This window comes from Akkermansia sp. N21169 (assembly GCF_029854675.1).
Classification (GTDB): domain Bacteria; phylum Verrucomicrobiota; class Verrucomicrobiia; order Verrucomicrobiales; family Akkermansiaceae; genus Akkermansia.
Window position 1 is genome coordinate 1 of the sequence record NZ_JARWNC010000034.1, and the last position, 20,734, is coordinate 20,734.

14 protein-coding genes are annotated in these 20,734 nt (G+C 51.8%); 6 read left to right on the forward strand and 8 right to left on the reverse strand.

Translation table 11 applies throughout. From position 1 onward, the window contains the following. Nucleotides 1–27 precede the first annotated feature (27 nt). Together QET40_RS04515 and QET40_RS04520 are read left to right on the forward strand one after the other, a co-directional pair. Nucleotides 28–5,097, forward strand: a complete 5,070-nt coding sequence (locus tag QET40_RS04515) for an RHS repeat-associated core domain-containing protein (protein WP_280125982.1) — start codon at nucleotides 28–30, stop codon at nucleotides 5,095–5,097. A gap of 28 nt (nucleotides 5,098–5,125) precedes the next feature. Continuing rightward, nucleotides 5,126–6,409, forward strand: coding sequence for an SEL1-like repeat protein (locus QET40_RS04520; protein WP_102727172.1), 1,284 nt, complete (start codon nucleotides 5,126–5,128; stop codon nucleotides 6,407–6,409). 5 nt (nucleotides 6,410–6,414) lie between these two features. On the opposite strand, the gene QET40_RS04525 is transcribed toward QET40_RS04520, so the two are convergent. The 3 genes from QET40_RS04525 to QET40_RS04535 are packed head-to-tail and all read right to left on the reverse strand — an operon-like array spanning nucleotide 6,415 to nucleotide 8,253. After that, a complete protein-coding gene (locus QET40_RS04525) occupies nucleotides 6,415–7,059 on the reverse strand; it encodes a hypothetical protein (protein ID WP_280125983.1) in 645 nt (214 codons plus the stop codon). A gap of 24 nt (nucleotides 7,060–7,083) precedes the next feature. Next, nucleotides 7,084–7,899, reverse strand: coding sequence for a DUF2971 domain-containing protein (locus tag QET40_RS04530; RefSeq protein WP_280125984.1), 816 nt, complete (start codon nucleotides 7,897–7,899; stop codon nucleotides 7,084–7,086). Nucleotides 7,900–7,950: 51 nt separating this feature from the next. Next, on the reverse strand, nucleotides 7,951–8,253 hold the full coding sequence (locus tag QET40_RS04535) for a hypothetical protein (protein WP_280125985.1): 303 nt from the start codon (nucleotides 8,251–8,253) through the stop codon (nucleotides 7,951–7,953). Between QET40_RS04535 and QET40_RS04540 the strand changes: the two genes are divergently transcribed. After that, entirely contained in the window at nucleotides 8,236–8,874 is a 639-nt protein-coding gene (locus QET40_RS04540; protein ID WP_280125986.1) for a hypothetical protein, read from the forward strand. The two genes, QET40_RS04535 and QET40_RS04540, sit on opposite strands and share 18 nt — an antisense overlap. Before the next feature lie 47 nt (nucleotides 8,875–8,921). Here the strand turns inward: QET40_RS04540 and QET40_RS04545 are convergent, their stop codons facing one another. Both QET40_RS04545 and QET40_RS04550 read right to left on the reverse strand, forming a co-directional pair. Beyond that, nucleotides 8,922–9,968, reverse strand: a complete 1,047-nt coding sequence (locus QET40_RS04545; RefSeq protein ID WP_205575410.1) for a glycosyltransferase — start codon at nucleotides 9,966–9,968, stop codon at nucleotides 8,922–8,924. A gap of 121 nt (nucleotides 9,969–10,089) precedes the next feature. Continuing rightward, nucleotides 10,090–10,296, reverse strand: coding sequence for a hypothetical protein (locus QET40_RS04550; protein WP_280125987.1), 207 nt, complete (start codon nucleotides 10,294–10,296; stop codon nucleotides 10,090–10,092). A 74-nt stretch (nucleotides 10,297–10,370) separates the two neighbouring features. On the opposite strand from QET40_RS04550, the gene QET40_RS04555 reads away from it, so the two are divergent. Beyond that, complete coding sequence (locus tag QET40_RS04555) at nucleotides 10,371–11,315, forward strand: hypothetical protein (protein ID WP_280125988.1); 945 nt, start codon at nucleotides 10,371–10,373, stop codon at nucleotides 11,313–11,315. Nucleotides 11,316–11,342: 27 nt separating this feature from the next. Here the strand turns inward: QET40_RS04555 and QET40_RS04560 are convergent, their stop codons facing one another. Both QET40_RS04560 and QET40_RS04565 read right to left on the reverse strand, forming a co-directional pair. Then, nucleotides 11,343–12,980 (reverse strand): hypothetical protein, encoded by a 1,638-nt coding sequence (locus QET40_RS04560; RefSeq protein ID WP_280125989.1) that lies wholly within the window; start codon nucleotides 12,978–12,980, stop codon nucleotides 11,343–11,345. 41 nt (nucleotides 12,981–13,021) lie between these two features. Further along, nucleotides 13,022–15,484: a hypothetical protein gene (locus tag QET40_RS04565; RefSeq protein WP_280125990.1), complete on the reverse strand. Its 2,463-nt coding sequence runs from the start codon at nucleotides 15,482–15,484 to the stop codon at nucleotides 13,022–13,024. Nucleotides 15,485–15,725: 241 nt separating this feature from the next. On the opposite strand from QET40_RS04565, the gene QET40_RS04570 reads away from it, so the two are divergent. After that, nucleotides 15,726–16,559: an SIR2 family protein gene (locus QET40_RS04570; RefSeq protein ID WP_280125991.1), complete on the forward strand. Its 834-nt coding sequence runs from the start codon at nucleotides 15,726–15,728 to the stop codon at nucleotides 16,557–16,559. Next, the gene (locus QET40_RS04575; RefSeq protein ID WP_280125992.1) at nucleotides 16,556–19,378 is read left to right on the forward strand and encodes a hypothetical protein; all 2,823 of its coding nucleotides are present in this window, start codon (nucleotides 16,556–16,558) and stop codon (nucleotides 19,376–19,378) included. Before QET40_RS04570 ends, QET40_RS04575 begins: the two co-directional genes overlap by 4 nt. Here QET40_RS04575 and QET40_RS04580 read toward each other — a convergent pair. Then, a complete protein-coding gene (locus tag QET40_RS04580; protein ID WP_102729263.1) occupies nucleotides 19,358–20,719 on the reverse strand; it encodes an aminotransferase class III-fold pyridoxal phosphate-dependent enzyme in 1,362 nt (453 codons plus the stop codon). The genes QET40_RS04575 and QET40_RS04580 overlap by 21 nt on opposite strands. Between the last annotated feature and the right edge of the window lie 15 nt (nucleotides 20,720–20,734).

Consider the following 20,734-nt stretch of genomic DNA (forward strand, 5'->3'; position numbering starts at 1 on the left):
AAGGTCGGTTTCGCCACTCCCATGGGCATGACCGTCCGCTACGATGCTTCCACCAAGTCCGTCCAGGTCAACCAGTCCGCGGGCGGCTCCCTCTTCTTCAAGGGCATTCCGGGGAACGCGACGGCCAACCGCGACGGAATCACGCGCCGGGGCATTGCCCTCGGACAGTTCCTCAAGGCGGACATGACCCCCTGTACGGACAATTCCCCGGCCTTCGTCAAAATCGTCCAGGGAGACGGTTCCTCCCAGACGCTTGACCTGGCCTCCGGGCAGGTCCACTCCATGACCACCAGGACCGGGGCCGTCATTCCGAAAAGCTCGTTTGACTCCCAGGTGGAAGTCACCAGGAACTCCCTGGGCGACATCGAACGCATCGCCAGCTCCAGGGACGGCGTGCTGGAATTTGCACGCACGCCCAACAGGCTGACCATCTCCCAGTTCCCCCCGGCACGGCTCGCCAGGAACGCCCGCGGGGAAACCCTCCCCCAGGGCACTCCCGTCAAGGTCTACACCTATGAATGGAACCCCTCCGTCAGGACGATGAGCATCACCACCCAGGAGGCCGGGCACGAAGCCCTCGTCAAGGAACGCCGCATCGAGGGGAACAAGACCATCATCACCCAAGGCTCGGGGGACGAGCGCATCGTCACCACCTATGAGCGCAACATGCTTTCCGGAGACAAGTGGGAGGAGATCAAGACCGTCCAGGGATTCCGGGAAACGGCCCCCTCCTTCTGCGAGCGCGTCGTGAAGAAGTACACGGACGGCGGATGGCTCGTCCTGAGCCGCACGGAGGGCTACGGCACCGCTCTGGCCCGCACCACGTCCTACACCTATAACAGCCAGTTCCGCGTCTCCGTCAAGGCCCTGCCGGACGGAGGCTACACCCGCTACGAGTACGACTCCCAGGGGCGCGTCACCATGGAAGCCTCCCCCTGGACGGACGGGGACTACGAATACGTCGTGCGCACCACCTACGCCGACCTGCGCTTCAACGACTGCCGCCCGGCCACCAGGCAGGTCTCCCTGGAACACGTTTCCACCGGGGAGGAGACCGTGCTCAAGACGACCACCTTCACCTACGAGGACTCCCCCCTCCTCAACCGCATCACGACCAGCATCCTCGCAGCCGGGGAAACCGTTCCCCTCGTCAAAATCCGGGAACTCTACGGGGAACAGGCCTCCAATGAATACTCCCGGGGGCGCACCCGGATGAAACAGGGATTCAACGGCGTCCAGAAGGTCGCTGTCTATGAAGACACAACCTCGTACGGCGCCCGGTGGAAGGTTACGACGGAAACCCGCGTCAACGGCGCCGTCATGCCGGGCCGCAGCGAACGCACAATCCAGTACATCGCGGAGGATGAAACCCTCCTGCGCAATGAGAAATACGTCCACACCGGCCAGGGATGGAGCCTCGTCTCATCCGCCGGTTACGAGTACGACGGGGAAAAACGCCTGATCAAGACCACCCGCGGCAATGGACGCGTCAGCACGGCGGAATGGGGATGCTGCGGCCCTCTGCGCCGTGTGGACGAGGATGGCGTGATTCTCTCCTACGGCTACAACTCCGCCCGCCAGCTTGTGGAAATCATCCGCTCCGCCACGGCGACGACTCCGGAATCCATCACCACCTACACGCGGGACTCCTTCGGCCGCGCCCTCTCCATCCGGGAAGACATCGGCGCCATGAGCCGCACGACCGCCAGGACCTACGACATTCTCGGACGCCTGACCTCGGAGACGGACGCCCGGGGCCTCACCACCGCGTACAGCTACCAGAACAAGGGCTTGCGCAAAGTCGTCACCCTTCCGGCGGGCGCCCAGGAAACGACCGACTACAACAAGGACTCCTCCCTGCACGCCCTGGCTGCCGCCGGGAAGCGTCCCGTCTCCTACTCCTATGCCGCCGAGGAGGCCTTCTGTACGACCATCCGCAGCTATTCCTCCTCCCAGATTCCCGGCAGCGAGGAGACCGACTGGCTCGGCAGAAAACGCCGTGAATACCTCGCCCCCGTCGATTCCTCCCTCGCTATGCAGCTCGTCGCGGAGAAGAGCTACAACGCGAAAAACCAGCTCGTCTCGGAGAGCAGGCTCGGCGTCCCCTTCCTCTACGAATACGACGCCATGGGCAAACTCTCCCGCAAGCTCATGCCTCTCTCTCCCGAGCCCACCCCGCAGAATTCCCGCATCGTGGAATACGTCCGCACCTATGAAGAGCGTGCCGACGGGGTGTACTCCGTTGTGACCGCCACCTCGTATGACGCCTCCGGCCAGCCCCTCTCCCGGTCGCGGGCGCAACTGGTTTCGGAACTCAGCCCCACGCTGGAAAGCAAGACCGTCTCGACGGATCTGTACGGCAACGTCATCATCGAGTGGACGCAATACGACGGCGACGGAAAGCGCACGTGGCGGCGCACCATCCCCACCTCCTCCGTCACGGCGGAAATCCGCCTGGAGGACGGCTTCGCCACCTACCGCAAGGACCACTCCGGAACCGTGACGACCGCCTCGCGCTCCTTCACCTCTGCCGGTACGACGGTGACGGAGACGGATGGCCGCGGCATTGCCGTCACCGTCAAGCGCGATCCCGCCGGGCGCGTCGTCCTCGTCAGGGACGGCGCCGGGAAGGAAACCGCCACGGCCTATGATCCCGTCACGGGCCTGCCCTCCCTCGTCACCAACGCCCTGGGCTTCACCACCTGCTACAAGTACGACTCCTGCGCCCGCCTCACCGCCGTATACGGCACCGGGGTCCAGCCCGTCTGCTGCGGGTATGACGCCAACGGCAACCTCTCCTCGCTGACGACCTTCCGCGTGCCTTCCGGCTCCATCGTCACGGACCCCACCGGGCGCACCGACGGGGACACGACCACCTGGGTATACGCCTGGCAGGGGGACCTCCCCATCCAAAAAAACTACCCGGACGCCACTTCCGAGCACATGGCCTACGGCGCCATGAACCGTTTGATCTCCACCACCAATGTCCGGGGGGCAACCTCCTCCCGCACCTACAACCCCCTGACTGGGGAACTCCTCTCCATCGTCTCTTCGGATGCCGCCACGCCTTCCGTCACCTACTCGTACAACCACCTCGGCTGGATCACGGGCGTGACGGACGGTTCCGGAACCCGCACCGTGGAGTATAACCACTACGGGGACATCACCGGGGAGACCTTCGCGTCGAATGCTTCTGACTACAGCCTCCTCAACAGCTACGACGCCCACGGGCGGCTGGATGAATACGGCCTCTCGTCGGCCACCTCCAGCCTGTTCTCCACGGCCATCGGCTACGCGGCGGACGGCAGGATCGGCACGGCAGTCCTCACCTCCGGCACCCTGGAGCAGAGCTTCGCCTTCGATTACCTGCCCGGCTCCGAATTCATCCGGAGCATATCGCTCCCCGGAAGCCTCCTGGACGAGCGTTCCTACGAACCGGACCGCGACTTGCTCGCATCCGCCCGGATCAGGCAATCCTCTTCCTCCTCCCCCCTGGCGGAGCGTTCCTACTCCTATGACGATCTCTCCCGCCTCACCGCCCGTTCGCAGAAGCGCGGCTCCGGTGCGGCGGCGTCCCATTCCTTCTCCTACAATGGCCGCGGCGAACTCACCGGGGCCACCCTGGGGACGGACGCCTACCAGTACGCCTACCAGTACGCCTACGACAACATCGGCAACCGGCAGACGGCCACGGAGACGGGAACCTCCACGGCCTACACGGCCAACTCCCTGGACCAGTACACCCTGCTTGAGAAGACGGCGGAAAGCTTCACCCCGGCCTACGATGCGGACGGCAACCAGACGAAAATCCTGACTCCCACCGGTATCTGGAACGTCCTCTACGACGCGTGGAACCGTCCCGTCCGCTTTACGTCGTCGGACGGTGCCACCGTCGTCGAATGCGGCTACGACGCCGAAGGACGCCGCCATTCCAAAAAAGTGACGCTCCAAGGCTCCGTCATCATCCTGCATGAACGCTACCTCTACCGCGGGTACGTGCAGGTGGCCTCCCTGAACCTCCAGAACGGCAGTTCCGTGAACCACGCCCTCCTGTGGGACCCGACCGCCCCCCGGGCGACGCGTCCCCTCGTGCTGGTGAAAAACCACCAGGCCTACCTCTTCGGGCATGACCAGAACAAGAACGTCACGGAAGTGTTCGACATCACCGGGCGGCTCGTCGGCCAGTACGACTACTCCCCCTTCGGGAAAAAGGCCTTCTCCGGCACAGTCGCCAGCCCCGTGCAATGGGGCAGTGAAGTCTGTGACGAAGAGACGGGCCTCGTCTATTACAACTACCGCTACTACAACCCGCAGGACGGCAGGTGGGTGAGCCGCGATCCCCTCGGGGAGGAAGGCGGCCTCAACCTCTACGCCTTCGCCGGGAACCGCATGGTGTCGGACTGGATGGGCCTGGAAGAAGAATCGGGCAGTGGTTCCACCCCCGTTCCCGGAGATCCCGGCACGCCCGCGCCGACAAACGGCCAGACCTGCCCGAATCCTCAACCCGAACCCGAAGAACCAAATGCGGAAAACGATGATGATGATGAAACTGATGATCCGACTACCCCGGAAGACGAGGACGACTCGAAGAAGAAAGAAAAAGGAGACGATGGAGATGGTGGGGACGGTGGGGATGGTGGGGATGGTGGAGAAACCAAAGTTCCCCCCAGCGCAATTAGGGAAAAACCTAAAGGAGATCCACCTATTAAAGTTCAGCTTACTGATGATGGTGTGAGTGTAACAGGAACAGGAAAAACTCCTGGAGGAACAAAAATTCAAGGAACTTCTACTCTAAACACAAATGGGGATGTTGGAGGAAAAGTAACTGTGACAGAGCCTCTAAGAGGAATAGATGTAGGTATAACAGGTTCGGGGTCATCAGCTGGTGGTGGCAGCGGTTCAGCAGGAGTTGATGCGTCAGCTTCTGTAGGTGGTTTCCAAGGACAAGCTGGAGCAGTGTATGATACAAAAATCGGTGCAATGGGCTCAGTGACAATTAGTGGAAATATTACTAAAAATTGGAGTGTAAACGTTGCAGGAGCGACAGATTTTAGAGGTAATCATTCAGCGGGCTTGTTTTTTAAACGCACTTTTTGATTAATTGAACCATGAAAATAAATATATTATGAAAAACATGACATTCAACTTGTCTTTGGCTGCTGCCAAAGACAGAACTCCACAAGACATCCTCTGGCGTTTTCCTGCCCGGCTGTCTCTCTATTTGCTCGTTTCGGGGCTGTTTCTTCAAATGCCTGCTGCATTAGCCCAGCAACAGGAAACACCTGAAAAAACAGTTGTTACGCAGGAATCTCCGTTTGGTACATATGGCAGTTTTGAGAAGCTCTTACAGGCTGCTGAAGAGGGCAATGCGGATGCGCAGACTCAAGTGAGTATCTGCTATGGGAAGGGTAACGGCGTCGCTCAGGATTACGGGAAAGCGTTTACCTGGGCGATGAAATCTGCCGAACAGGGGAATGCCAAGGGAGCATCTATTGTGGCTGGCTGTTACCTGCAAGGGAAAGGAACTAGGAAAGACATGCCCCTGGCGGTAGAATGGCTTCAAAAAGCTGCCAAACAGGGGGATGCTGAAGCGCAATATAATTTGGGATCGATTTATTATTACGGAGTTGAAGGAGTTCCCAAAGACGAGAAAAAAGCTTTCCCCTTGTTTGAAAAATCAGCAAATCAAGACGATCCGGATGCTCAATATAATCTGGGCTTAATGTATTATTTGGGAGCCGAAGGGGTTCCTCAAGACGAGAAGAAAGCTTTTTTCTGGTTTGAAAAATCAGCAAACCAAGGAGACCGAAATGCTCAATATTATATGGGAGCATGTTATTCATTGGGGAAAGGTGTAAAAAAAGACATCTCTCAGTCATTTTATTGGTTGGAAAAATCAGCGGAACAAGGCCATCCGGATGCTCAATATAATTTGGCTTGCTTATACCTCAATGAAAAAGATGTGCAAGAATTTGTTCTTAAAACATTTACGCTAATATTTGAAAAAACAAAAGACCAAGCACAAAAACTTGTCCAAAAAGAATATTCGCAAATAGATCCTGAAGTACAGAGCAAGATTGAAAAAATGGTCTATTGGTTCAACAAAGCCGCGGAACAGGGGGATGCTAATTCCCAGAACAATATGGGAATATTCTATCTGTTGGGATTGGGAGGATTGCGTATGGATATAACTAAAGCACTAGAATGGTGGAAAAAAGCGGCAACACAAGGACACGCGGAAGCGCAATATCATTTGGGAGGCTGTTATTCCGGGGAAATACCATATTTTAAAGATATTCCTCGTGATATCCAGGAATCACAGAAATGGCTTCAAAAAGCGGCGGACCAGGGACATGAAAAAGCTAAGGAAGCATTGGAACGTCTCTTCCACACAAAAGCTTCTTCCTGAGAAACCTATTTCCAATACCCGGTCAGTTCCGGAATGCCGCTGGTTATGTCGCTTCCCTTGTGGTTGGTCCGGACGAGCATCGGCTTGGCGGCCAGGATCAGGTCGCCTCGCCGGACAAGGGGAGTCCAGATGCGGTCGTCCTCGCCTCCCCAGGAGGAGAGGAAATCTTCCATCGCCTCAGCGTACGCCGGGCGCACGGCAAAGGCGGCCATGCTGCGCAAATCTCCCGTGACTTCCTTCCATTCCCCGCAGTCAAGGACGGCGCTTCCCTCGTAATGCAGCATCACGGCTCCAGTGCTGGCTGGCGCCTTGCTGAGGAGATCCCGCAGCTTCACGTCAAACTCCGGCATCACCCGCGCGTCGTCCTGGAGGATGACCACCCATTCCTCCTCGCAGCACGCGGCCCACGCCAGCGCATTCCGCATGGCCCGCTTGCAGCCCACCGCGCGGCGGATGTAGTCCGGGTCCGTCTTCAGTCGCGGAATGCGGTAGGCCTCCAGGTCGCTGTACTCCTCCGGCGCGGCTTCTTCCACGGCTTCCAGGCGCACGCCGTCCACCCACTCCCAGGCCAGCCCCTGTTCCAGGAGCCGGGCGCTTAGGGTCTCCCTCTTCGGGGAGCCGGGCAAACTTACGACGAGTATCTTGTACATGGCATCCGCTCTTTTGCTGTTGTCTCAATCCCCGGCTCTAGGGGGTTCCGGGGCCTTGTCGATCCCGGGAACGAGAACGTCAAATGTCTTTTCGGAATACTGGGCCTGGTACACCTGGATAGGTCCGTCCCCGTCCTTCCGGAAAAGTTCGACAATCTTTTCAACGCTTTCCGCGTCCTTCTGGCATTTGATTCCCAGGATAATCCCCGTCAAATACTTGTGGAAGCAATCTACGAAATAGTCCTCCTCCTTCCTAACATCCTTCTCTGGCAAGGAGACGAGTATCCGCAGTTCTTCCTCATAGTGCCAAGACTTATCTTTTGTTAAGAGACATTTATCTACATCACACATCAGGCGGTCACCCATCATGCTGGTTCCGACCATGCCATACTCAAATTTTTGGCGCTCTTTCTTATATTTCATATTAAACAGCACACAATAATAGAGATGGGTTTTATCCCGCTTTCTCCAGCTAAACGAAATAAGCGAGTCTTCTTTCAGTTCAATATCCAGAATATAATAGGAGTACTCGTCTTCAACGTTTAGCTGGCGCAGGGGGAAGGTAAACTCCAGGCATACCCCCTTGTGCTTGTCGCCGTAGTGCGCCCACATCGCTCCGGAATTGTAAAGGGAGGAAAAGCAGATAAACGCCATCTCATACTCTTTTGACCATTTTTCCCCTTCCGGTCCGGCGGGCATGAACTCATAGGGATCGTTGCACTCGTCGATGGTGCGCACCTTCAGGGCTCCTCCGGCCAGTACCTTGAGCATGTTCTCATACGTCATGTAGATATAGGCCTTGATCTCCTTGGGCTCCGTACCGTCAGAACTCTTTTCCATCCCGCCTTTTTATCTTTTTTTGGAAGTGCTGTCACGCCCGGAATTGCCTTCTCATTCCAGCGCTCCTTCGTCCGGAGGCGGCAGTTCCCAGAGCGAGCGGGAACCATCCAGCCTCGCCAGGGTCACGGAGGGGCCTTGGAAGTTTTCCCCCTTCCATTCCAGTTCCATCGGGTCCCACCGCTTCCAGGCCAATGTCAGCGTGTCCCGGGTCTCCCCGCCGAGTTTCCACCATCCGAAGTCCGGGGAGGACGCCCTCCGGAACACCCCCTCCCGGTAAAAGAGGAAGGAGTCGTCCCAGTGGGGGTGGATGCCCCTGTACACGGCGGCGGGCGTACCGTGACGCAGCACGTCCATGGCGCGCAGCACGGAGGGGATGCACCAGTGCGCCGTTACCGTGTCGTTGTCCGGCAGCGGGTAGCGCACGTTGGAGAGGAAGAGCCTCGGCGTCACCAGGTACTCCGCCCCGGTTTCAAGGGCCAGCTTCCCGAAGATGAGGTCTTCCGCCCCCGTGAGCGGCACGTCCGGCCTGGCGGCAATTTCCTCCACCACCGCGCGGGAGAGGAAGTAGCCCGCCCCGCCGCTGGGGGCTTTCCGCTCGCCCAGCAGGGCATCCCCGATCAGGCCGTACCGGGAGTCCGCCAGTTCAGGCAGCCGGGAAAGGTCCAGGTACGTGTCGTCGTCGCACTTGAAAATCCAGTCGAAGTCGTAGTGCTCAAGTCCGTAGCGGAAGAAGGCCAGCACCTTGGCCGGAAGCCCGTTGTACGTGTCCGGGGCGCCCAGCCCTACGGTATCGCCCCGTTCCTCTTCCGCCGCTTCGCCGCCGATAAAGAACAGGCACTCCACGCCCTTCTGCGGGTGCCGGAGCCAGGAGTCCCGCACGGCGTTGCGCCGTTCCTCCAGCCCCTGGCCGGAACAGATGCCCACCAGGATGGAAACTCTCTTCTTCTCGTTCATAAGCTCGTTTCGTGTCATTGAGGGGGAACCCAAGGTTTCGGATGTAGGGACTCGCTGCCCTCCTGTCCCTATTCGGGCAGCTTCGCCATCGCGTCGAACACTTCCTCCCAACTGGCGGACGACGCTTCCAGCCCGCCGAGTTCCAGGCCGCGCTCCCGCGCCGCCTCCGCCATGTCGTCGCGCCAGTGCGGCTCGTATGCCATCCGGGAGGCGTAGTAGATAAAGTCCCTCTCATGGTCGCAGAGCCAGCCGGTCCTGCCGTGTTCCACCATCTGCCGCCACCCGCCCCGGTTATCGACAATCAGCACGCTGCCGGAGGCCATCGCCTCGAAGCCCACGCGCGGCCAGTTCTCCGTCGTGTCCGTGGGTTGCAGCACGATCTTGCAGTGCTTGTAAAACTCCTGCTGGGAGACTTCCGTCTGGTCCCGCGCCGTCCTGATCCAGTCGTAGGGCTTGCCGATCTTCTCCTCGCTCCGGTGGTCGAACCCCAGGAAGAGGCCGCGCTTGGGCACCGGGGAGACGAAGTATTCATAGATTTGCAGCGTGTTCCGGGCGAACTTGTCCGCGTCCTGGCGGGAAATCCTCCCGCACCCGAAATACTCGTCCGTCCTCTCCGTAATAAAGGGGAAGGCGTCGCTGTGGAAGTACGGCTTAAACGTCATGAACCGGACGGACGGGTCCGCGTTCAGCCCTTGCAGGAGGGGCATGTTCTTCTGCCTCACCTCCTCGTTCTGGTAGAGGAACATGGCAATCAGCCCTTCCTTCATCAATTCCTTCTCCTTGTCGAAGAGCCATGTCATGCAGTTCACAAAGACGGTGCGCTTCGTATGTTTCCGGATCTCCGGGATGGCGTCCAGAAACTCGCTGTTGCAGAACCCCATCACCGGGTCGCCCGGCTCCAGGGCCGTCCAGTCGTCCGCCGCGTGGATGACCACCCCCAGCCGCAGCAGTTCCACATAAAGGCCTTCCGGGTAGAAACCGTCCCCGGTCGGGATGAGGTGGACATCCATTCCCATCTTCCGCCACACGATCATCTGGTGGTGCAGCTCCGTCCCCGCCCCGCCGTAAAGCGACGGGAACCCATGCACGAAAATCCTTTTTAACGCCCTGCTCATGGTTGATTAGACTCTCACCTTACCACATCCTCCACGCGCCGCCAAGAATCCTCTACATTTTTTCCCTTCCAGGCGCAAAAAAAACCAGCCGGCCCCGTTGCCCGAGATGGCATTGTTCGCTCTACCACAGGATGTCCGTGCCCTTGGCAAGGCCCTTGTAAGGAGAGGGACGTTCCTCCACTTCATCCTGCCACCAGCCGAGTTGTTTTGAGATATAACCGGCTTCGTGCGCTTCGCTGAAAGTGCGCAGGGCGTCGGCAGCGTGGGAGCAGACATCATGGAGGGGTTCCGTTTTCCGGGTGCCGTTGGCTCCGGGATGGACGGGCATGTTGGAATGTGTTATCAGTATAAGAACAACTATTTTTTGTGATGAGCTATATACCGTGTCAGCCAAGCCCCCTTATGGAGAATGCCAAGGGAAGTATTCGAATAGGAATAGAAGATTATTTTCTGGCGAAAGACAAGCATGACCGGGATAAGAAATTCCGCATGATTTCCGCGCTCAGAAATATCTATGCCGGGATTCTAATCATGTTCAAGGAACGGCTTTTGAGACTGTCTACAGACAGGTGTCTCATCTTTCTGGAATCGGACAAGGAATCAAACAAGGCATGGCTGAATGAGAAAATGCTGAATAGAAAGGCAAAAACCGTCAATGTCCATGATATCAAAAAATTATTCAAGAAATTTCATGTAGATTATCAGGAAAAGTATTTGGAACAACTCAATCAGGCACGGAATGAATTGGAACATTTCAGCGCGGATGTTTCCGATGATTATCTGGAAGAGCTTTTGGTGAAAGCTCATCATATTATTTTAGATTTCATCAACGGATTTGAAGATGAAACCATTGAAAACTGGATAGACAGAGATCAGTGGAAAAAGATTGAGCAATCCTATCAACTTGTTCAGGAAGAAAAAAAGAGGATAGAAGAGGAGTATGTGAATTTTTGTTTTTTCTCAGAACAGTTAGAAGCGAGAATGAAACATTCGTTATGTCCTAATTGTTTTTCTTCCTTATTGAGTCCGACTGGAAAGAAGGATGATCCGGTTATGGAATGCCGTTATTGCAAAGAGAAATATTCTCCGATAGAAATAATCCAGAGTGAGCATGATGAGCACTACAATATCAAGAACGGCGGTGATCCTACTTTAGGGATATGCCCTCAATGCGGTGAAAAAACGCTGGAAGAAGACGGCGATGAAATGATTTTCAAATGCGACAACTGTGGATATGAACAATCTAATTGTTGCGAGCGTTGTGGTTCTTCAATTCCCATTGAAGAAGTTAGCGAAGATGATAATTATTGTGGTTGGTGTAGTAATATGTTGAGTAAAGATGATTGATTATAATCTTTATTGCTTCTTTAAACATTACCAGAGTATGTCCGTGCCCTTGGCAAGGCCCTTGTAAGGAGAGGGATGTTCCTCCACTTCATCCTGCCGCCAGCCGAGTTGTTTTGAGATATAACCGGCTTCGTGCGCTTCGCTGAAGGTGCGCAAAGCATCGGCGGCGTGGGAGCAGACATCATGGAGGGGTTCCGTTTTCCGGGTACCGTTGGCTCCGGGAGGGGCGGTTTTGTAATTGGAGAGGGCGCTGACGCCGGAGAGGTAGCCTTCCTTGACGCCCTCGACATTCGTTTTCTCGGAGCATCTGGCGTGGATGACGGCGTGGCGCAGGAGGCGGCGGGCGGCGTCAATGGAGGCCCAGCGGTCCCGGGTACAAGGGATGCGGAAGCAGGAAAACCCGGCGCGCTCCAGGGAGGCTAGGAAGGAGGTGCCGCCAGGAACGCGGTTTTCACAGTCGTGGGGAAGGAGGCAGTCACGGATGTGGTAGCCGTCCCGGGCTTCACGTTTGTGGATTTCAGCGATGTACCAGTCCAGTGTCAGGCCGTTGGCGGTGATGTTGTCCAGGAAGTAGAATTTGCCGTCCGATCCGGGCTGGATGATCCAGATGGACATGAAATCCGCCACTCCGATGTCCCACGCGGCATAGACGGGCAAGAAGGCGTCCACCTCAAACTCCGCCGTGAGGCGACCCAGTTCCCGGAGGCGGTTGATTTGACTCCCGAAAATGGTGCCTGCCGCGATGGGATTGAGCGCTTCATCCGGAACCGTGGGGTATTCCTGGCGCATGAGCCAGCCCTGGGTGCGGGCCATGGATTCATACCAGGCTTTCTGCTCATCATCGAGAATGATGTTATAGTCCTTTTCCAGGGACTTGAAGTATTTCTGCATTTCCCGGTCGCCGGAGGGCTTGCAGCCTTCCAGCCGGTATTCATGCTGACGAATCCAGGAGAAGAAGAAGAAACGGAAGTCCAGAGGGGAGAGGGGCTTGCCCACCATGTCCATGGCGGCCACCGTGAGAGAGTAGTTGAGGCCGTATTGGCCTCCTTCGTGGGTGGATTCCTTGATGATGATGCCGGTTTTGGAGATGGTGTTGAAGCCGCCGGTCATGATTTCCGAGGCCTTTTTGGGATCGTGGGCGGCAATGGCTCCCAGTTCCGAGATATGGAGAATCTGAAGGGTTCCGCCGCGCAGGGAGGTGGCGGCATAGACAGTGGAGCCGTTCGGGAATTTGACATCGGACTGGGTGAAGGCCGCCCCTTTCATCTCGTCCTTGATCAGGGAGCCGATGAAGGCGATGAGGCGGTCCCGTTCCGTGGGATTTTCGGGAAGGTAGTCCAGGTGGTCGAAGGCGAAGTGCATCTTATCCATCTTCTTTTCCGCCTCCGGGCGGGTGCGGTCGATGACGCCGCAGGTGATGTTGGGGGTGAAGAGGGCGGCGTCCAGCTCCAGGATGGCGGCAAAGGTGGAGATGCCGAGCTGGCGCACTTTCAGGATGTCGTTGCGGTAGTGGAGCTTGTCGTAGAGTTCTTCCTGCGCCCAGTTCATGCAGAAACGCTGGAGCAGCCCCTCCTTGTCAATGATCCAGTAGAGGTTGTTGAGACGCCACTTGCGGTCATCGAGCAGCGTCTTGATTTCCTGGTACTGTTCCGGAGTCAGTTCCATGAGCGAGGAGAGGAAGGATACGGGAGGCGGACAGGCGGTTATCAGCCCTGGAGGGCGAGAAGGCGCAGGGGGCGGTCCCCACGGACGCGGAGGCCGACGACGGTTTCGTAATCCCAGTGGCCGGAGGTGATGAGGTTGTTCCAGCCGGTAGGGAGTGTCCTGTCGTTGCGGTCCAGCTTATCCCAGCGCACGCCGTCGCAGGAGACTTCCACGCCGTCCACCAGCGTTTCCCCGGCCAGGCAGACCTGGACGGTGGCGACGGGGGCTTTCTGCACTTTGGCCTCTACGGAGGTAAGGGCGTTGGTGATGAGGGTGGAGGTGTAGTCCAGCCGGTCATGGTCCACATATACGTCATCGTCCCGGATGACTTCGAGATACCGCCCCTCTTCCCGGTCTACGGCCAGGAAGAGGGAGTCGCTGTCCGTACCGTTGGGGAGAGAGGCGACGGAGGTGATTTTCCCCGCAGTCTCATACCTGTGCCAGCAGTGGACTTCGTGCATGGAGTTGTAGGTCATCAGGGCCAGCGTCCCGTCTTTCAGGGTGAAGACGGCGCGGGCTTCCGGCTTGCGCAGGATGGTTCCCCCGGTGACGCCGCCGCCTTGCGCGAGGATGTGATCGGCAAAGACGGTGAGATCCCGCGAGACGTAGGAGTCTGACTGGAAATCATAGCCGTATTGATAAAGGCGGCCTCCTCCGCGTTCGCAGTAGAGGACTTTGTCCACGGCCATGATGGCCGGAACAGGGGCGCTGCCGACGTAACCGTGGTTTTCCACCCGGACGGTGGCGTGCGTCAGGGAGGCGGCGTTGCCCGAAGAGATGATGTATTCCGCGTCCGCCGTGCCCAGCAGCAGGCGGAAGGAGTGGGCCATGAGCCAGCAGATGCCGTTTTGGGAGGTGGTGGAGAGGGTAAGGGCCAGGGCGCTGTCATCCTGCGTGCCGGTGTCAAAGTTGTTGAGGTCGTCCGTTTTTGACATCCAGAGGGATTGCGGCTGGGCGGCGGTGGAAGCGAAGACGAGCCGCTGGGCGAAGATTTCCGCGAGGATGGGGTAGCCGTAGGCGGGGCGGAAAGCGCACCAGCTCCAGTCGATCACCTCCCTCCGCCCGGTGAAGCCGTGCTTGATGGGGCTGACGTACTGCCAGCCGGAGGCGACGGGAACGTCCGCGTCTTCGTCCATGGTTTCCGTGTATTTCAGGAGCATGTCGTGCTTGTAGGAGGAGACGACGAGCTTGTTGGAGCAGGTGTCGTCCGGGAACCCGTTTTCCAGGGAGTCATCCACGTATTTGCTGCGGGTGAGAAAGAGGCGCACATGGCATTCCTCCCCGGATTCCGTGCCGGTGATGAGCGTATTGCTGGAAGCGCCCAGGCGGGAGAAGGAGGAGCCGCGCGTTTCCCATTCCCGGTCCAGGCCGGGGCCGTCATAGGAACGGCGGACCTCGTAGGAGCCGTACCAGCCGCCGGAACAGTAGAATTCCCAGTTGCCCTTGCACGGCAGGGCATCCCCGATGGGTAGGCCCCTGACGAAGTGGCCGGGGTAGTCGGCAGGTGAAACGGCCCCTTCCACGTAGTCGTCCGCACCGGAGAAGGCGCGGATGCAGGTGAAGTATTCCCAGTAGCCGGACTTGAGGACGAGTTTTTCGTTCTTGGTGTAGTTGCGTTCCGAGAGGCCGGAAATGGGGGTAAGGGCATCGAATCCGTCCGTGCTTTCCGCTTTCAAAAAGTTGTCCGGGTAGTTTTCTGGAGCGTTGAGTCCGTTAATGAAGCTGCCCGCTTCCAGATCCTTGATGCAGACGTAGTAGGCTAAACTGGAGTCTCCGCGCAGGGCGAGCCTGGCGCCGGAGGCGAAGGAGGAGGTAGGGGAGAGGAGTTCCGTTTTGCGGACTCCGGTCAGCAGGGAGGAACGGTAGGAGAAGGCTTCCTGTTGTTCCGTGTAGAAGGAGGCGCGCAGGATGTCTCCGCTTTCCATGGAGCGTTCCGCGTCCGGGAGGGAGTCCGGCAGGACGACGGAATAGGAGCCGTCCGCCTGGGTGAGGATGAGAACGGGATCGTCCCGGTAGCCGGTGTGCCGCCAGGGGTGGGCCTTGAAGGAGAAGGGCTCAAACTTCCATTGGCTGTTTTCCCGTTTCAGGACATGAGGAGGGCATGCCGGATGGGTGAAGAGGAGGAGGTTGTTGACCTGCTTCCAGCGCAGGGATTCCACCTCTCCGAATTCAGCGTCAAACCGGGCCAGTTCCTCGCCGGAGTCCGGAGAGAGGACGCGCAGGGCATCCCCTGAGACTTCAATGAGGAAGCGTTCATTGTCGGAGTTGGAGTAGATGTAGGGGGCGAGGCGGGAACGTTCCCAGGCCTCCGCGAAGGGAAGCATGCCCCTGCGGCGTCGGATGCCTCCCATCTGGGAAACGTCCCAGTTGATTAGGGTGGAGGCGCCCCGGTGGAAGGCGTCCAGGTCGGAGCGCTGGAGGAGTTCCGGGGAGAGTTCTCCGGCGTTAAAGGAGATGCGTTTCATCCCCCCAGCATGGGGGGCTGCCTGGTTCCGGGGGGAGGGGTCATGTCATGCAGGGGTGGTGTGCGTGATGTGAAGGGGGGGAAGAGAAGAGTTAACGGAATTAGAATTTTTGGATTTGATTCCGGTAGTTTTTACTTGATGAATACTGAGACTGTTATACGCTCAAGGATATGAGCGTAAGTCGCGTTGAGAATAAAGGTTGGATTCTCGGCTGTCGCTCAATAAACGATAACTAACTATTATGGAGGATATGACTATCGAAGAGCTAAGTTCCATATTCTTAGAAAAATTTAAAAATCCATTAGAAAGTCCTAAAATAGCCCTTTTTTTAGGAGCCGGAGCAGACATAAGTTCTGGCGGTATCTCTTTTTCAACTTTTAAAAGAAAATTTTGCCAACAATACGCCAAGAATCATCCCATTTTTGTTCATACATCGGAACACACTATTGATGAAATATTTGACAGTTATTTTGAAAATATAATTCAACCTGAAAACAGAGCTCATATTATTGATCAGCTCTTTCAAGGATTGAAACAACTAGAACCGTCCGACGCTTATAAAATTTTAGTTTTGATGGCTCAAAAAAGGATAATCAATGCCATCATTACTACAAATTTTGACAACATGCTCGAACGTGCAGCGGAATCTCTAGGACTACCAATATTTCAAATATTTAGTCCTGGAATATCCAAGCCATATAATTTTCATCATTCCAATTCTTTTCTCATTCCCTACATAAAACTGCATGGGGATCTTTCAGCGCGAAGCCATATCGTGCTTACAAGAGAAGAAATAAAGAAGGGCAATTATGACCGCGACATCTTGATCTTGTTTAAAGAAATACTGAAATCCCATACATTAATCATGGCGGGATATAGCGGATTTGATGACAAAGTAGTTGAAATCATTGAAAAAAATGCCAAAAAAGGTTATATATATGATTGCAATGTTAGATTGAATAAAAAATCTCCTTTGTTTTTGAAGCTTAGTCATAAAATTAGATTTATTCAGTCAACTTTCGATTCATTTATTGAAAACGTCTCAAAGTCCATACTAATAAACCATCATTTTTGAGATTTTCTCCAACAATTATTGAGAAACTTTTTAAATGGAGATTAGAATATTTTAAAGAACAATTCTGTAACGACCATCTCTCGTTGACATTTTTTAAGAAACCTATAGCTAGAAAAAAAGCGGAAACTCAGATAAAAGATTTTTTAATATCGAAATGCCCGTTATTGATTATAACAGGTAAGAGCGGCGTTGGAAAATCAATTATTGGAATTAATACTTACAATTGGCAAAAAACTTCCGATCGCAATCTTTTCTTTTTTATAAAAGCTAAAAGTCTGGATAAGCCAGAACTTGATGTTTATATAGCAGAAAGTCTGGGAGGAATAGGTAGTGAAGCGGCTTCTGTCATTTTTTCCATTGAAAATTGGCTAGTAGAAACAAACCATAATCTGATCATTTTTCTCGACGGATTGAATGAATACTGTTCTTCCACAAAAGGATGTGTAGATCTTTTCAGAAATACATTAAGACTAATATTGCAACTTAAACCTAACAGTCCTATAAGGCTTATTATTACTATACGAGAGGAAGTCTGGCATAAAGTTTATCAAGATGTAGATCATTTTTTTCTCAATACGATTCTAAGAAGAGAAGGAGAAGATAAAGCTTATTCTATAATAAACATTACTTCGTATTCTCATGAAGAATTCAATGAAGCGCTTTCTAGGTTGTCCGATTCGAATTTGAACGTTTTGGACAAGACAGCCATATTAATGGGATATGAGCAGTTGCGAGACCCTTTCTTTTTTAATGCTATTTGTAATAAAATTGATACGATGGACATGCGTCAGTCTCTTTCGCATATCTTTGAATATAGCATTGAAGACAAGCTAGCTACATGTGGTAACATTGTTCATATAAATCTAATAGAAAGCAGTTTATCGAACATAGCACTCAAGTGTTTTAGTGGAAATAAAACTTTTACATTGACAAATTTTTGCAGGGTTTCTAATTCTGATGATTTAGAACAAAAATTGATAGATCTGGGATTTATCACAAGAACGGATGAGGGAAAACTGCGGTTCTCGCACGATAGATATCATGAATATTTCTTAGCTAAATCCTTTGGGTTTGGCGATGCTCCCAATATTTCTACAGTTCAAGGGTTGCAGAATTTTATCGTCGATCACAAGGATGAACCCTTGATGATTTCAGCTGCTAAAATGTATTTTCTACTAAATCCAGATGAGATGAATACTCTGGAAGGTGCTCTTTATACTTGTTTTGAAAATGACAAATATGATTCTTTAGTAAGTAAGGATGCTCTTTTTTTATTCATTAAAGAGGTTTTAATAGAACTATCTATTGATAATCCTTCATTATTAAATTCTTTATTAGAAGATGTATTGCAAAAGGAAAGAATCAAAGAATTAAAGACAGAGCTAATTCGTAGTATTAATTTGATCATCGTCCATTTACCCCGTGAAAATGGAATGCACTTATTTCAAAAAATTATCCATAACCGAGAGGATCTTTCTTCTCTAGAAGCGGAAATATTTTTAACAGATTACATTTTGGATTATTATTGCTCATTAGAAAAAGAAGTTAATCTACTGTCGGATAAACCCTTTGCCGAATATTTTAACGATCCATGTCTTCCTGTTTGGAAAAAAATGGTACGCTGTTTTAGCTTTGTTGAAAAACTGGGACCGTTTAATCAGAATAAATTAGAACATGAAAAATTGATTAAAGAAATTTCTCCTATTATATTTCTTTATGCAAACTCATGTTCGGAAAATGATTATAAATCGCTTGCGGATTATATCTTGAAATTTTGCAATCGTTTATTTTTTAATGCATCATCAATAGAAATTCAAGAATTTTTTAATGATAATATACGAACTAAAGAATTTTTTATTTCATTATTTGAACATTTAAAGAGCGGTAATATTTTAGAAAAAAATCATTATGAAGGGTTTAAGAATTATATAACAAAAATAGGTAATAACTGTGAATTTCATCTTTGCAAACTAGCCTTTATTTTATCTTCAAAGAATGATTTAGAAAAAACAATAGAATTCTGGAAAAATATATTCGAATCGTTCAACGAATATACCCCTCCAGAAGAAGTGGATTTCATGCTAGCTACTCTTCTTTATTTACTTGTAGTCAATGAGGTTTTATACACACATGATTTTGATACATATTTCAAAAGGGTACTTGAAGACTGGCCCCAAATTTTGGAATATGCACCTGGACTTATCAGGAGTCGATGGAGGAATATGAGTGACGATTTTGATAAAATCTTTGAGGATGGATTTAATCCGATAGCATCCTATATGTATCTTCAGCCTGTAGCAAGAAGGCAATTATTAAGTTATTGCCAGTACCAGAAAAGTTGTCATTTCATAGAAAACTCATTATATTATTCGTATTTGAATAATTTCTTGGAGAATGGAGAAATAAGCAAAGCACTACGTATTATTCATGCATTGTCCTCTCATATCATGTTGTGGCCTGAAGAAGGCTTTTCCTATTTGCCCCTTATTGCAAAATCCAATAACCCTCTCATACGAAGAGCATATATCAGAATGCTCTCCGAGTGTTATCACAGATACCCTCTTCAAACATTGCAATATTTAAGAACATATGGTTGTGAACTCAGCGATGATGAAATCGGAAAATTGAAAATTCGTATTGACCCACAAATTGGATATAGGCAAATAGAAGATTTAGAGTGGGCTAATATAGCTCACTTCTTTCTTACCGTGTTATTTAATCATAGAAATCAATTCTACAATGCATTGAAGAAGATCATTGAGAGCCAAAGCCTCTATGAAGCTATTAAGTGGGTGTTTTCACCTAGATCGTTTCATTAAATCGGAATAGACATGTTCGAAAATGCTGAAAATAAGTTGACTGAATAAACTAATTTCTTCGTCCTTGATAAAGATAGGAGGAGACATCATGATCATATTATCATATAGGCCTCCTTGTGTGATAATAAGACCATAAGAAAGTTTTTTAGGAAACAATGCAGTTTCTACTATTGAGTTGGCCAGAGAAGGTGCTGGTTTGCCTTCGTATTCAATATCTAGAGAGAATGCCAAACCTAGATTGTTGATTTTGCCTATGATGTCATATTTTTCTTTTAACTTTCGAAGAATTTTGTAAATTTTGCAGCTTTTCTCTTCAATAATATATCTCATTGGATGATTTTCCAACAAATCGAAAGTTGCATTGCCTAAGGCACAACCTAATGGAGATCCTCCATAAGTTGCCTGTGCAGAACTTGAAGGCCAATTTTCTTGGTCCAATATTGGAGTTTTGGCCCATACTCCTGATAGAGGATAACAACCATTTGTGAGTGCCTTGCCAAAAACAATGAGATCTGGAGCAATGTTGTAATTTTCGAAAGACCACATAGTTCCTGTCCTATAGAATCCCATTTGAATTTCATCGGCAACAAATAAAATATGATATTCCTCTAGAATTTTTTTTAACTTTTTGAAATATAGTGGGGGTGCTGGGATATAGCCGCCTCTACCCAACACAGGTTCCGCAATAAACGCTGCCATATCCGTTCTCCCTTGAGAATCTGTTAAACCAAAAGATGTCGATGAAAACATACGCCGAACTTGTTCAACACAAAAATAATTACAATCATTATATTTTTTATTATATGGGCATCTGTAACAATATGGGAATGGTATGAAGATGCTGTTTGTAGTTCCTTTGAAATTGCTACGGTATCTATAACTCGCACTTATTTGAGTAGCTGCAATAGTACGTCCATGATAACTTCCTTCAAAAGCGAACACTCTTGTTTTCCCTGTATACGCACCTAAAACCATAAGAGAGGTGTCAATTGCTTGGGCACCTCCTACACTGAAATGGACTCTTCCGGGTAAATTGAAACTCTTCTCAATTGAACGACAGATTTTTTCAGATAGCAATACTCTTTCTTCACTCAAAAATTCAGAACTGAGACAGGGTAATTTTTTTATTTGATCATGAATAGTTTTTATATGAATAGGACTTCTATATCCAAAATTTGCAGCACTATTGAACATTTGGAAGTCTAAATATTGTATTCCCTTTTCATCAATTAAGAAATGGTCTGTAGATCCATAGAAAAATTTTTTAGGATTTCTTTTGGAAGAAGTGTCTCCCTGTGAACCATAAATATTATCAATTAAATTTAAATCATTTTCCTCCATAATAGTTAGTTATCT